The organism is Ureibacillus sinduriensis BLB-1 = JCM 15800 (assembly GCF_000772955.1).
Taxonomy (GTDB): Bacteria; Bacillota; Bacilli; order Bacillales_A; family Planococcaceae; genus Ureibacillus; species Ureibacillus sinduriensis.
This window is the reverse complement of the sequence record NZ_JPVO01000033.1, coordinates 1-13443: the sequence shown is the minus strand read 5'-3', so window position 1 is coordinate 13443 and position 13443 is coordinate 1. Positions and strand designations below refer to the sequence as shown.

Annotated in this window: 12 protein-coding genes; all 12 read left to right on the top strand. The window is 41.3% G+C overall.

Annotation, left to right across the window (positions count from 1 at the left end):
* Window position 1 precedes the first annotated feature (1 nt).
* The 12 genes from CD33_RS01535 (at window position 2) to CD33_RS01480 (ending at window position 13162) form a co-directional block, all read left to right on the top strand.
* Window positions 2–937, top strand: a complete 936-nt coding sequence (locus tag CD33_RS01535; RefSeq protein ID WP_036197543.1) for an ABC transporter ATP-binding protein — start codon at window positions 2–4, stop codon at window positions 935–937.
* On the top strand, window positions 934–1797 hold the full coding sequence (locus CD33_RS01530) for an ABC transporter permease (protein WP_036197503.1): 864 nt from the start codon (window positions 934–936) through the stop codon (window positions 1795–1797). Before CD33_RS01535 ends, CD33_RS01530 begins: the two co-directional genes overlap by 4 nt.
* 13 nt (window positions 1798–1810) lie before the next feature.
* A complete protein-coding gene (locus CD33_RS01525; protein ID WP_036197501.1) occupies window positions 1811–3253 on the top strand; it encodes a DUF8809 domain-containing protein in 1443 nt (480 codons plus the stop codon).
* A gap of 13 nt (window positions 3254–3266) precedes the next feature.
* Window positions 3267–4262, top strand: coding sequence for an AAA family ATPase (locus tag CD33_RS01520; RefSeq protein WP_036197498.1), 996 nt, complete (start codon window positions 3267–3269; stop codon window positions 4260–4262).
* On the top strand, window positions 4259–5137 hold the full coding sequence (locus CD33_RS01515; protein ID WP_036197496.1) for a DUF58 domain-containing protein: 879 nt from the start codon (window positions 4259–4261) through the stop codon (window positions 5135–5137). Before CD33_RS01520 ends, CD33_RS01515 begins: the two co-directional genes overlap by 4 nt.
* Before the next feature lie 11 nt (window positions 5138–5148).
* On the top strand, window positions 5149–6900 hold the full coding sequence (locus tag CD33_RS01510; protein WP_036197494.1) for a vWA domain-containing protein: 1752 nt from the start codon (window positions 5149–5151) through the stop codon (window positions 6898–6900).
* Window positions 6884–9478 (top strand): VWA domain-containing protein, encoded by a 2595-nt coding sequence (locus tag CD33_RS01505; RefSeq protein WP_036197493.1) that lies wholly within the window; start codon window positions 6884–6886, stop codon window positions 9476–9478. Before CD33_RS01510 ends, CD33_RS01505 begins: the two co-directional genes overlap by 17 nt.
* A gap of 176 nt (window positions 9479–9654) precedes the next feature.
* Window positions 9655–11424, top strand: coding sequence for a DNA polymerase III subunit gamma/tau (gene dnaX / locus CD33_RS01500; protein ID WP_036197491.1), 1770 nt, complete (start codon window positions 9655–9657; stop codon window positions 11422–11424).
* Window positions 11425–11519: 95 nt separating this feature from the next.
* Window positions 11520–11834: a YbaB/EbfC family nucleoid-associated protein gene (locus CD33_RS01495; RefSeq protein ID WP_036197490.1), complete on the top strand. Its 315-nt coding sequence runs from the start codon at window positions 11520–11522 to the stop codon at window positions 11832–11834.
* Between the two features lie 11 nt (window positions 11835–11845).
* Window positions 11846–12442 (top strand): recombination mediator RecR, encoded by a 597-nt coding sequence (gene recR, locus CD33_RS01490; RefSeq protein ID WP_036197489.1) that lies wholly within the window; start codon window positions 11846–11848, stop codon window positions 12440–12442.
* Window positions 12443–12611: 169 nt separating this feature from the next.
* Entirely contained in the window at window positions 12612–12827 is a 216-nt protein-coding gene (locus CD33_RS01485; RefSeq protein ID WP_036197487.1) for a YaaL family protein, read from the top strand.
* A 65-nt stretch (window positions 12828–12892) separates the two neighbouring features.
* The gene (locus CD33_RS01480; RefSeq protein WP_052129887.1) at window positions 12893–13162 is read left to right on the top strand and encodes a pro-sigmaK processing inhibitor BofA family protein; all 270 of its coding nucleotides are present in this window, start codon (window positions 12893–12895) and stop codon (window positions 13160–13162) included.
* Window positions 13163–13443: the final 281 nt, after the last annotated feature.

The following is a 13443-nucleotide window of genomic DNA, read 5'->3' as shown; positions in this document are numbered from 1 at the left end:
GATGGTAGATATACAAGGATTAACGAAAAAATATGGTTCCTTTACCGCACTGGATAATCTAACTTTATCACTTGATGAAGGTGTTGTATTTGGATTTGTAGGAGCGAACGGTGCCGGAAAATCTACTACTTTTTCTATACTTTCCACACTCCTTTCACCAACGGCCGGGGACGCACTAATCAATGGGAAAAGTGTTGTACGCGAACCGAAGGAAGTACGCAAGCAAATTGGCTATATGCCGGATTTTTTCGGGGTCTATGATCAGTTAAAGGCAGATGAATACTTGGACTTTTACGGGGCTAGCTATGGGCTGCCTGCAGCAGAACGACGGGTACTAATCCCGCAATTACTGGAGCTCGTGAATCTCTCGGAAAAGCGCTATGAATATGTGGATCTTTTATCGCGTGGAATGAAGCAACGACTTTGCTTAGCTCGTTCGCTTATCCATGATCCCAAAGTATTGATACTGGATGAGCCGGCATCAGGATTGGATCCCCGTGCGAGAGTAGAGATGAGAGATATTTTAAAGCATTTGAAATCGATGGGGAAAACAATTTTAATTTCATCGCATATTTTACCGGAGCTTGCAGAAATGTGCGATGAAATTGGTGTAATCGATAATGGGAAATTGATCGCCCATGGCAATGTGGCTCAAATCCAAGATCAACTGCAGAGTGAAAAACGCATCATTGTGAAAGTGATGGATGATCTCGAACTAGCACGTGCCTTCTTTGAAGAAGATCCGTTTGTTAGCTCGATTGAAGTAACACATGGGAAAAGTGAAATTGCTTTTAATTACCGCGGAAAAACAATGGATCAAGTAAATCTTTTACGGAAGGCACTACTAGCGGATATCCCTATCTTTTCATTAACGGAAGAGGAAAAGGATTTAGAAGATGTCTTTATGGCGATAACGAAGGGAGCGGATGATAAATGATGGAACGCTTTTCAAACCCAGTTTTGCTAAAAGAGTTAAAATTACGATTCCGCTCTTTTAAAAGCTTTTCAGGATTAATGTTTTATTTAGCGGTTCTGTGTCTTTTTGTTACGGGTTTTTTACTAATTTACACGCAATTTTCAGGTACTGGCTTTTTTAAACCAAGCGATAGCTTTACGATGTTTGCAGGTTTAAGTGTAATCCAAATGGGGCTTGTGATGTTCATTACCCCTGGGTTAACTGCAGGAGCAATTAGTACAGAACGGGAAAAACAGACATTGAATATTTTACTGACGACAACTCAAAGTTCCTCTCAAATTATTATAGGGAAGCTTTTATCGTCGGTGGCATTTCTAGTGTTGATGCTATTGGCAGGTTTGCCTTTATATAGTCTTGTCTTTTTGTTTGGAGGTGTCTCGCCTTCACAGTTGATTACAATCTTCTTATTTTATTTGGTTACATTAATTGCCATCGGGAGTATCGGGATTATGTTCTCGACAATTACAAAAAAAACGATTGTCTCGATGATTGCCACTTATGGAGCGATGATTTTTTTAGGAGGCATTACCGCATTCCTATTTTTCGTCGGGCTTTCCATGGAGCAAATGTTCATGTACTCAGGAACACCTCAGCCAAATGCAACACCTTTCTCACCCATTTCATACTTTTGGGCAAGCATTAACCCGGGGGCATTGATGATCACCATTCTTTATCCTGAAATGGCATCAAGTCTAGAGTCGGTAGTCGGAGTTTCTATCCCGGTTTGGGTGAGCTATTTAATCTTCTACGTGCTAATAACTGCATTTTGTTTATTTATTGCCATCCGAAAATTACGTGCGAATATGAAAACGAACAGATAAGGAGGAATAGGAGATGAATCGTCGTCAATCATTGGAACAATTTATCCGCCGGGCGAAGAGAAGTTTAAATGTAGAGCATTCGCTTCCTAGGTTGCAATATGGATTACTTTTGGCGTTCTTTCTAAGTTCGGCGATTCTTCTAGTATCCCGATTATTTGTTTTTCCATTTTACCGGGATGCCGCAATCTTTGTCGGAAGCGCTGCTCTCATGGCGACCGTTTTATATATTTTTTGGAACAGGGTTCGTAAAAAGGAAGCGTTGCATCGGCTAGATAGCTTCTACCCTCATAATGAGCTTGTCACGGCTCTTTCTTTGGGGGATGAATCCAATCCGTTAGTAGGTTCCATCTTGCAAAAAGCAATGAAAGAAACACCGGTGGCTTTCGAACAATTTAAGAAGCGGGATAAAACTCTTTGGAAACCTAAAGTTTTGGTTGGAATTGTCGTGGTTTTAATCGCTATGGGGGCGCTATCTATTTTTCCTTCTGCAACACAACAACAAGCCCTCATTATTGAAGAAGAGAAGGAAGTTATAAAGGACCTCGAAAAAAAAGTAGCGGAGCTTGAGAAGAAATCCGGAATTAAAGAAACGAAAAAACAATTACAGGAATTGCAAAATAAACTAACCGAATTAGATACCTCTGAGGAAGCATTGCGGGAAGTAGTAAAAAAACAAAAGGAACTAAAACTTCAAGAACAAAAGTTAAAAGAAAAGCAAGAGTTAGCGAAGCAGGAGAGCGGCGAAGGTTTGGATGGCTTAACGGCCGAAGAGCAAAAGCAATTGGAACAACTAATGGAACTGCAAAAAGAGCTGGCTAATACCGCGAATAATACTCAAACGGCTTTAAGCAAGCTCGGGAAACCAATTAGCTTCGATTTGCAAAATGCAATCGCCAGCGAACTCGGCACGGAATCAACAGAAAATAATAACTCAAATGATGAACAAAGCGAATCGTCCAGTGAAGGGGATGGCCAACAAAGCGGTGAACAAGGTGAGTCGCAAGGGAGTAACGAGGGCTCTGGCCAACAAAGCCAAGGAAACAATGCCTCAAGCCAAAATGGTCAAGGCCAAGGTCAAGGAAATAGCTCGGGTAACGGTTCCGGCACTGGTACTGGCAAGGGAAGTGGTGGAAGTGGAAGTGGAAATGGCGGAAATGGATCAGGAAGCGGATCAAACGGAGCTGGCTTAGGTCAGGGCGGACGCGATTTACTGTCCATTCCAAACCGAGCGGGAGGTAGCAGTGAAACAACGGTTGATGGTGGTTCACTAAGTGAAGGAACAGCTGTTGGGGAGCAGAAAGGATCTGTTCCGGTTACAAAAGGAACGATTCAACCCTATGAAGAAGTCATAGGTGACTATAAAGACAGCTACTTAGAAAGCTCGGATAGAATGCAGCTGCCAAAGGATTTGCAAGATATTGTACAATCGTATTTTTCTTCCATAGAGTCGGAATAAAGGAGATGAGAGAATGGCCTTTAGCGAACAGCAATATAGCGAAATTAGCCAGGAACTACAAAATGTAAAAGCGGAAATAGGGAAATTTATCGTTGGGCAAGAAGAAGCAATCGAATTTACATTGTACTCCATATTAGCCGATGGGCATGCCTTGTTAGAAGGTTTGCCAGGGCTTGGGAAGACAATGCTAATCCGGACAATTTCGGAAGTGCTGGATTTATCCTTTTCCCGTATTCAATTCACGCCGGATTTAATGCCTACTGACATTACAGGGACGAATATAATCGAACGCACAGAAAACGGCAAACAGCAATTCGTCTTCCAACCGGGTCCACTTTTTAGCCAGATGGTATTGGCGGATGAAATAAACCGTGCAACACCTAAAACGCAAAGTGCCTTACTTGAAGCAATGGGTGAAAAAACTGTTACGATTTTAGGTGATACAAAGAAAATGGCAAAGCCTTTCTTTGTTTTAGCTACACAAAACCCAATTGAAATGGAAGGGACCTATCCATTACCGGAAGCGCAGATGGACCGATTTTTATGCAAAATTTTGGTGCCCTACCCATCCAAAAAAGAGCTGATGGAAATTATGAAGCGTACAACGGGTGCGGAGGAAGTTGAATTAGAAAAAGTTATGAATAGTGACAGGCTTATTTTGGCGCAGCAAATGGTAAAGGAAGTTTTGGTAGCGGATGAGATGATGGAGTATGCGGTGAATTTAGTTGTCGCCACCCACCCACAAGGAGAGTTGGCCTTGCCGGATGTTCGGCAATTTGCAATGTACGGGAGTGGTCCACGGGGGTTGCAAAGTATTGTTAAGTTAGCAAAATCCCGTGCTGTCATGCAGGGGCGTTTTCATGTATCCATCGGAGATATTAAGTCGGTCGCCAAACCAGCTCTCCGCCATCGAATGATGATGAATTATGAAGGAGAAGCAGAGGGCAAGACGGCGGATGATTTGATTGAAGGTATATTAACTTCGATACAGCAAGGCGTGGGTCTATGAGTAATCAAAAATTGGTGTTGCCGGATGAATGGGTAAAAAAAATAAGCCGTTTATCCATAGCGACTTCCTCAAAGGTACGTGGCCAACATAAGGGGGGCAATCGTTCCCAGAGATTCGGTGCATCCCTCGATTTTTCGGATTTTCGAGAATACTCTCTGGGAGATGATGTGAGACAAGTTGATTGGAATGTGTATGCACGGACGGAGAAATACTATATTAAACGTTTTTTGGATGAACAAGAGATGCGTGTTCATATTTTATTGGACGCCACTCGATCAATGGGTGAAGAAAAAAAGTGGGAGTTTGCAAGACAAATTGCCTCGGCAATTGGACTCATGGTTCTTAACCGAGATGATCGGCTGTCCTTTTCTTACGTTGGAGAACAGAGTGTGCTTCCGTTCAGAAGAAAGGGAGCAACCTACAAAAAACATCTATTGCAGATCTTGACGAATTTGGAGGAAGCAAACGGGGTAGGTCATTTTGCGCAAGAAGGTATCAAGGTATTGCCAAAGGATAGTACCGTTTTATTTATCATTACAGATGGACTTGAACCGATTTCAGAATGGGAACAACTTTTTAAAAGATTACCACGTTTTGCAGGGGATATTCGCTGTATTCAGATCCTGACGGAAGAGGAATTAAAACCAACTTATACAGGAGATATCCGCTTGATTGATGCCGAAACCGTAAGGGATGTAAATGTATCTGTTTCAAAACGTGTGCTGGATAGCTATGCAAAATCAAGAAGTTTACACGAAACAGAGTTCGATGCTTTGGCAAATCGTTTTGGGATTCGTAAGATCCAGCTTATTGTGGAGGATGGCTTACAGAACGCCATTTTTCATAAACTACTTAAGATGCATTGGGTACAGTGAGGTGATGCTATTTGGGATTTACTAACTTAATCTTTTTATGGACAGCATTCATACCGGTCATCGTCCTTCTATATTATTTCTTTCGAAAAAAATATAAGGACCAGCCTGTCTCGTCGACCCTCTTTTGGAATGAGGTTATGCAAGAAACAAAAGCCTCTCCTTATTTAAAGCACTTGCAAAAAAATGCACTGCTTTATCTGCAGCTATTAGCCCTTATTTTATTTGTACTTGCTCTCATGAATCCATTTATGAAGACAACAGAAGTTGCGGGAGAGCAGTCAATTTGGATTGTGGATACATCGGCTAGTATGCTCGCTAAAAATGAGGATAGTACAACTTTTGATCAACATAAAGAAGAAATGAAGTCTTTGGCATCGGATTTAAATGGGCGGCCGGTGACAATTATCACTACAGGAGCTGAGCCGAAAACCATCGTTCGACAAGAAACACGAGAATCCTCCATACATAATGCGATTGAAGAGCTGGAAATAGCCTATGAATCGGAACAACTGTCGAAAGCATTTGATATGGCGCAAGCATTTATAGGAGAAAAGGCAACCTCCATTTACTTATTTACTGATTCTGTTGAACGCGAAGAACTACCAATCGAAAGTGAAAATATCACTTGGGTCGTAAAGGGTGCGAGTAAAGAACTTGATAATGTGGCAATTACCCGTTTGGCAGCAACCGCATTGGAAGGTAAAACATTGGCTCTTCTTCAGTTGAAAAATGAATCAGAAAGTGCGCTAGCGGTTCAGCTTTCTTTATTGGATGGTGAAAATAAACAAATTGTTCAAGAAGAGATTACGCTGCAAGGTGGCGAAGATTGGTCAAAAATCTTCGAGGATTTGCCTGTGGGGAAAGTACTAACTGCAACGATTCAAGTTGATGATGACTATGAAATTGATAATACAATGGTAACTTTGATAGGAAGCGGAACATCGGAAATCGTCATTGATCAGAAAATGCACCAGCTCGTGCAAAAAGGGTTCCAAGCTTTAAATGCAGATGTGAAAATTGTCCCTTCTGAACAGTTGATAACTATGGAGGAGGCAATAGTCGTGACAAATCAAAAGGTGCTTCTCGAAAAATCTGCATCACCGATAGTATTAATTGGACGGGATGATGTAGAAGCGGTGGAAGTTAACGCTCTTGTAGATGTTTCTCAAGATTCATTATTTGCATTTAGCTCATTGGAAGATATCTACGTCAGTTCCATTTACCCTGCTTTTGATCATTTCACAACAATTGCAACAATTGCAGGAAAACCATTTGTGCAACGATCACAAAGAGGCGATATCGTGATTTTGGCCGACATTCAATCGACGGATTGGCCGCTCCATCCTTCTTTTCCTCTGCTGCTGTGGGGGATTCAAAACGAATTAATGGAAGGAACACAAAACCTGGGTTCTTTCTCTCCAAATGAAAGCCGAGCTGTTTCACTAGCCCCGGGGGAATGGTCAATCTATTCCAGTGAGGACGAATATATTTCCACTGTAGAAGGGGGTAGTGAGTTTAGGGCTCCCACTGTTCCGGGCGTATATACCGCAAGAACGCAGGAAGAGGAGAAACAATTGATCGTTCAGCTCTCTAGTGGGGAACGCACTATTCAAGAAGGAACCAGCTTCGAAATAGGGACTATTCAAAATGTTGCGGAACAAGAAACATCCAAGAAACCATTTATACAATGGTTACTCATACCGATTCTTTTATTACTTGTACTAGAGTGGGAGGTGCAAAGAAGACGTGGATTTGCGAATTGATCACCCACTTGCACTATTGATGCTCATCCCTTTAATGGGGTATTTTCTTTGGACCTGGTGGCAACCTCGAAAACATTTAAAGAGGAATCAGCAAATTGTTTTCGGTATAAGAATTGTTGCAGTTGTCCTCTTAGTATTTGCGATTTGTTCTCCTTACCTTTTGATGCCGGTAAAAGAGGAACAGGTCGTGTTCTTGATTGATCGTTCTGCTTCGTTGGAAGGAGTAGAAGAACGAGCAGTATCCTTTATAGAAGAAAGTTTGCAATCGAAGAAAGATACACATCTTGTGGGGGTATACTCCTTTGCATCCAACCTCCAAACAGAGTCGATGTTAACTGATACATTAGAGCATCTTCCCGAGCTAGGTGAAATGGCAAATAGAGGTGAAACCAATATTGCCCAGGCAATCCAATTGGCTACAGGCATTGTAGACTTAAAGAAAGCTACCCGTATTGTCCTGTTGACAGATGGTCTGGAAACAAAAGGTGAAGCAGCGGAGCAACTAACAAAGCTGACTGACTCGAATGTTTCAATCGATGTTGTGTCGCTGGGTCGAAATATAGCGGGGGATGTATCGGTTCAAAGTTTTACAACGCCACAAGTAGCCTATGCAGGAGAGCAACAACAACTAGTAACGGAAATTGAATCAACAACTGCCACACCAGCAGAACTATTATTATATGAAAATGATCAACTCATCTATCAGGAAGAGGTCCAACTTGAAGAAGGGACAAATGTATTTACCCATCGACATAGCGGGGCAGCAGAAGGATTGGTGAAATATGAGGCCCTCATTCAAGTTGGGGAGGATGCCATACTAGAAAATAATAAACTAACAAGTGTCACGATGGTGCAAAGTACGCCAAGGATTTTGATTGTCAGTGACCGGGAAGAGGGGTCGTCCATTGCGGCAGCAATTGGAGAGAATTCGGTGCATTATGATGTGAAGTCCTCCGGTGAATTGCCGAGCTCATTATCAAGCTTTTTGCATTACAATGCTATAATTTTTGATAATATTCCAGGACATCTCGTTGGCGAGGACAAAATGGCGGTAATCGAGCAAGCTGTAAAAAATTTTGGTGTCGGTTTTATGATGGTCGGCGGTGAAAACAGCTTCGGACTCGGAGGATACTTTAAAACACCGATCGAAGCACTTTTACCTGTTGAGATGGAAGTGAAGGGAAAACAACAATTACCTTCCCTTGGATTGGCTATTGTACTTGATCGGTCAGGCAGTATGATGGGTCCCAAAATCGAATTGGCGAAAGAAGCCGCTGCACGTTCTATAGAATTATTGCGTGAAGGGGATACTCTCAACTTTATTGCTTTTGATGACCGACCGTGGGAAATTATCGAAACTGCTCCTTTAACAGATAAAGAAAAGGCGGTAAATACGGTGCTATCCATTCCACCAGGCGGCGGGACGGAAATTTATTCTTCGCTGGAGATGGCATATGAGAACTTGGCGGATCTACAGTTGCAACGTAAACATATAATTTTACTTACGGATGGTCAATCTTATACTGCAAACAGTTATGAGGATTTGATAGAGGCCGGAAATGAAAGTAATATTACTTTATCCACTGTAGCCATTGGGGCCGATGCGGATGCTTCTTTATTGGAGGATTTGAGCGAATGGGGAAGTGGACGGTTCTATAGCGTGCTCGATGAAACAACCATTCCCTCAATACTTTCAAGGGAAACAGCCATGATATCGAGGACTTATATTGAAGATAATCCTTTCTATCCGATTATTTATAACGCGGAAGGATGGAATGCGCTCTTTGAAGCGGGAGTTCCACAAATGAATGCTTATATCGGGACAACAGCAAAGCAAACAGCCATGGTAGTTGCAGAAAGTGAGAAGGAGGATCCCGTATTGGCTGAATGGCAGTACGGATTGGGTCGAACAATTGCCTTTACCTCGGATTCTACAGGGGCGTGGACGGGCGACTGGGCGCGCTGGGGAGAGTGGCCCAACTTCTGGCAAACCGCTATTTCAAGAATGCTGCCAAACTACAATGAGATAGCCTATGATATTCAATTGGACGCGCAAGGGTCTTTTGTCATTACAGACCCAACCAATCAGGCTGCCTTTTTGGATATAGCGATAGTAAATGAATTTGGAGAAGAGCTGGAAACACATTTGGAGCCAATCTCGGCAAGTAAAGTACGTGCTTTGGTTGAGGCGGATCCAGGTCTGGTATTCTTCCGAATTACAAGTGGGGATGGCACGATCTATCAAGCTGGCCAAACAATACCTTATAGCAAAGAATATGAACTTCATCCCCCTAATGCAACCTTATTAACACAATTGACGGAGCAAACTGGGGGCGCCATTCTTGAGGAGCCTGAGCAAGCATTTCGCGAATTTGCAATGAAGGGTGCAGAAAGACAAAGCATTACTCTGTGGCTTGCCTTCGCAAGTATGCTGCTATTTTTCATTGATATTACAGTACGGAGATTTGGATGGGGCTTCCTGCAAACTGTCGGGCGGACGAAAAAGATATCGAATGAACAAAAAACTCCTGGTGAGACAAATGTTTCGCAGTTGCTTAAGGAAATGAAGAAAAAGTAAATAATTTATGTGAGTAAATACAAAATTAGGGGCTGCTTTCATATGGAGGCAGCTCCTTAAATTTAGCTCGATTTTAAACAATTGAATGGCAATTTAACCGTTGGATGGGAAAAGGGAAGAACGCTATGATATAATATAGCTAATAGACTAAAGGGAAGTAGAAGGGGTGACAAAAGTTGACTTATCAAGCATTTTACCGTGTGTACAGGCCGCAAAGTTTTCGTGAAATGTCTGGGCAAACACACGTAAAAAGAACCCTTCAAAATGCTTTGTTAGCAAATAAAACAACACATGCTTACCTTTTTTCAGGTCCGCGGGGAACTGGGAAAACAAGTACGGCCAAAATTTTCGCGAAAGCATTAAACTGTGAAAAAGCCCCGTCCGGTGAGCCTTGTAATGAATGTCCAACTTGCTTGAGCATTACGGAAGGTTCCCATCCGGATGTAATTGAATTTGATGCTGCCTCCAATTCACGTGTGGAGGAAATGCGTGACATCATTGAAAAGGTAAGGTTCGCACCTGCAAATGCACGTTTTAAAGTGTACATTATCGACGAGGTGCATATGCTTTCAACAAGCGCTTTTAATGCCCTACTAAAAACATTGGAAGAACCCCCTCCACATGCGGTATTTATTTTGGCAACAACAGAGCCTCATAAGTTACCCGCAACAATTATTTCACGCTGTCAACGGTTTGATTTCAAACGGTTATCCTCAAACGATATATTGGAACGAATGAAAGTCGTATTGGAAGATATTGATTTGCCATATGAGGAGCAGGCTTTGAAGGTGATTGCGCAAGCAGCGGCTGGCGGGATGCGTGATGCTTTAAGTTTATTAGATCAAGTTGTATCATTCAGCGGCGAAATGGTGACATTGGAAAATGCTTTACTCGTAAGTGGTTCCATCAGTCAAGATATCTTCTATGAGGTAATAGAATCACTAAAAGCGAAAGAAATAGCCAAAGTCTTAACTTCCATTGAGGAACTGATTGCCGATGGGAAGGATCCGCTGCGCTTGGCGGAGGATTTAATTACATTCTTCCGAGACCTATTATTGTTGCAAACAAGCAGTGATTTAACGGAATTGTTGGAGCTTGTAACTCCCGAGGACAAGTTTATTCAATTGGCGCATGAATTTAGTGCCGATACACTTTATGGCTATATCGATATACTATCTAAAACACAGCAAGAAATGCGCTTCTCACATCATACAAAAATCTACTTGGAAACGGCGCTTCTGAAAATGGTGCATGTTCCGAATAATAGTGCTATAAGTGCCCAAGCAGCGAGTACGGCAGTCGATCCTGCCATGAGTGAAAAGGTAGCGAATCTTGAAAGAATAGTGCAACAGCTAACAGTGCAGCTCCAAAATGGCGTCAAGGTACAAGGAAATAGCGGTACCCAGCAGAAAGAAGCAGCACGTCCCCGGGCTAAGTCAAATAATTTCAACGCACCTATAGGACGTATTCGTGAAGTACTGAAAGGTGCCACAAAACAAGATATTCATAACATAAAAAATGCCTGGGCACAGTCTTTGGCCCAGCTCCAAAAATCGCAAGCTGCCCTATTGGCGGAAGCAGAACCTGTTGCTGCTTCAAGTAGTGCATTTGTGATAAAATTCAAGTATGATATACATTGTCGAATGGTTGCCGAAAATAGGGAGTTTACAAGCCTTTTCGCTCAAAGTTTATCTCAATCGACAGGAACCATGTATGAAGTACTGTGTATTCCTGAAAATGACTGGATGGCACTGCGTCAAAACTTTATTAAAGAGAACGGTCTCAACCAGAAGAAGGAAACTTCGGATGATGGAGCGGATATAGGCAGTGATGAATTTGAGGAGCCATTCATTGATGATGCACAAGAAATTGCTTCGGAAGATCCATTGATTGTAGAAGCGGAGAAAATGTTTGGTAAAGATTTTGTTGAGGTAGTTGATGATTAATTTTAAGACCTTATTGTATGCAAGAAAAGTGGGCAATTTGTGCACTTTACTGTGTAATCTAAAAAACTTATAACACTATTAGGAGGAATAATAAAATGCGCGGTATGGGAAATATGCAAGGCATGATGAAGAAAATGCAAAAAATGCAAAAGGAAATGATGCAAGCTCAAGAAGAGCTGAATGCAAAAGAGTTTGAAGGTGCTGCTGGAGGCGGTATGGTAACAATCACGCTAAACGGTCAACGTGAAGTGCTTGGTGTAAAATTAGATCCATCTGTAGTGGATCCAGAAGATGTGGAAATGTTAGAAGACTTAATTGTTGTGGCTACAAATGAGGCGTTAAAGAAAGTAGAAGAAACGACTTCATCAACAATGGGTAAATTCACTCAAGGATTAAACCTTCCATTTTAGGAGGAACATAAATGTATTACCCTGAACCAATATCAAAGCTAATCGATAGCTTTATGAAATTGCCAGGTATCGGCCCGAAAACTGCGGCTCGACTGGCATTTTTCGTTTTAACCATGAAAGAAGATACGGTATCAACCTTCGCTAAGGCATTGATTGATGCAAAAAGAAATTTAATGTATTGCTCTGTGTGTGGGCATATTACAGATGTAGACCCTTGTCAAATTTGTTCTGATAAACAGCGTGACATATCAACGATTTGTGTTGTTCAGGACCCTAAAGATGTGATTGCAATGGAGAAAATGCGCGACTATCAAGGACTCTACCATGTCTTGCATGGTGCCATCTCGCCGATGGATGGAGTAGGACCGGAAGATATTAATGTAGCATCGCTAATTACGCGTCTGCAAGATGAACGGATACAAGAGTTAATACTGGCGACAAACCCGACAATTGAAGGTGAGGCAACAGCCATGTATATATCACGTCTTGTAAAACCGTCCGGAATTCGCACAACACGGATTGCCCATGGTTTGCCGGTGGGCGGCGATTTAGAGTATGCGGATGAAGTTACCTTATCAAAAGCATTAGAAGGACGCCGTGAATTATAATAATTCTTCTTCACTTTTATAAAGCTTTCAACAATGAGTTTGTTGTATGTGTTTATCCACTCTTTTGTATTAGTTTTAATAACATGTTTTCGCACATAGTTTGTTCTGGACAAATAATTGATCTAGGTGTTGTTGTCCCGTGATATTAGTATAAGGTGAGTGGAGTAGTGTGATATTTAGTCGTAGAGGGAAACTGAAGAGGGAATTTGATGAAAAGCTGGTCAATCTTATTAAAGAGACAAAAGATGACTGGAACAATGCCAAAGTGATTGAAGAACTTGTGGACGATTATGATTTAGAGGTAATCGCCCATCGGAAAATCGCGGAAAGTATTCATTTCTATTTATTTAAAGAAGCAAGAATTCGAAAAATATTAATTAAATAATCATACTAAGGGTAGCCACTAGAGCATATCCTCCTATGAATAGGTTTTCTAAAGGGGAGATATGATTGACAACATACATAACAATAGGTGTTGTATGTGCGCTACTTTTTTTAATTTTAGTAATAGGTAAAAAAGTAGGGTTTGGAGTGATTTTTGAAAAGTTGGCTATTCTTTGGTTTAAGCTTGCTTGTTCCTTTGCGTTATTGTACATAGCTCACATTATTGTAGACGGATATGATATTGTTGTTCCTGTCAATTTGTTTTCCGCACTAACGATAACAATTTTGGGGATACCAGGCATCCTTTGCATTGGGGTATTGACAGTACTCCAATAATTTTTTTGCTCAAATCGCTTGCAATTGGAATGATATGGTGATATATTGTTAAAAGTCACTAAGACGTATCAAAAAAATATCATACACATAAAGAAGTTAATTCTTTTTGTTTATTTGATAAATTCGGTAACTGTCAGTTAAATAATATCTCTAGCATAAATTTAATAAGGTTGTTGATATTTTTTTAATGAAGTGATACAATATAAAAGTTGTCGAGAAATAGACATAACGATTGAAATGAACCTTGAAAACTGAACAACAAAACGTTAATGAAATCGTTT

Coding starts and splice junctions, on each gene's coding strand:
- CD33_RS01535 (WP_036197543.1), top strand. CDS start 2: ATGGTAGATATACAAGGATTAACGAAAAAATATGGTTCCTTTACCGCA.
- CD33_RS01530 (WP_036197503.1), top strand. CDS start 934: ATGATGGAACGCTTTTCAAACCCAGTTTTGCTAAAAGAGTTAAAATTA.
- CD33_RS01525 (WP_036197501.1), top strand. CDS start 1,811: ATGAATCGTCGTCAATCATTGGAACAATTTATCCGCCGGGCGAAGAGA.
- CD33_RS01520 (WP_036197498.1), top strand. CDS start 3,267: ATGGCCTTTAGCGAACAGCAATATAGCGAAATTAGCCAGGAACTACAA.
- CD33_RS01515 (WP_036197496.1), top strand. CDS start 4,259: ATGAGTAATCAAAAATTGGTGTTGCCGGATGAATGGGTAAAAAAAATA.
- CD33_RS01495 (WP_036197490.1), top strand. CDS start 11,520: ATGCGCGGTATGGGAAATATGCAAGGCATGATGAAGAAAATGCAAAAA.
- recR (WP_036197489.1), top strand. CDS start 11,846: ATGTATTACCCTGAACCAATATCAAAGCTAATCGATAGCTTTATGAAA.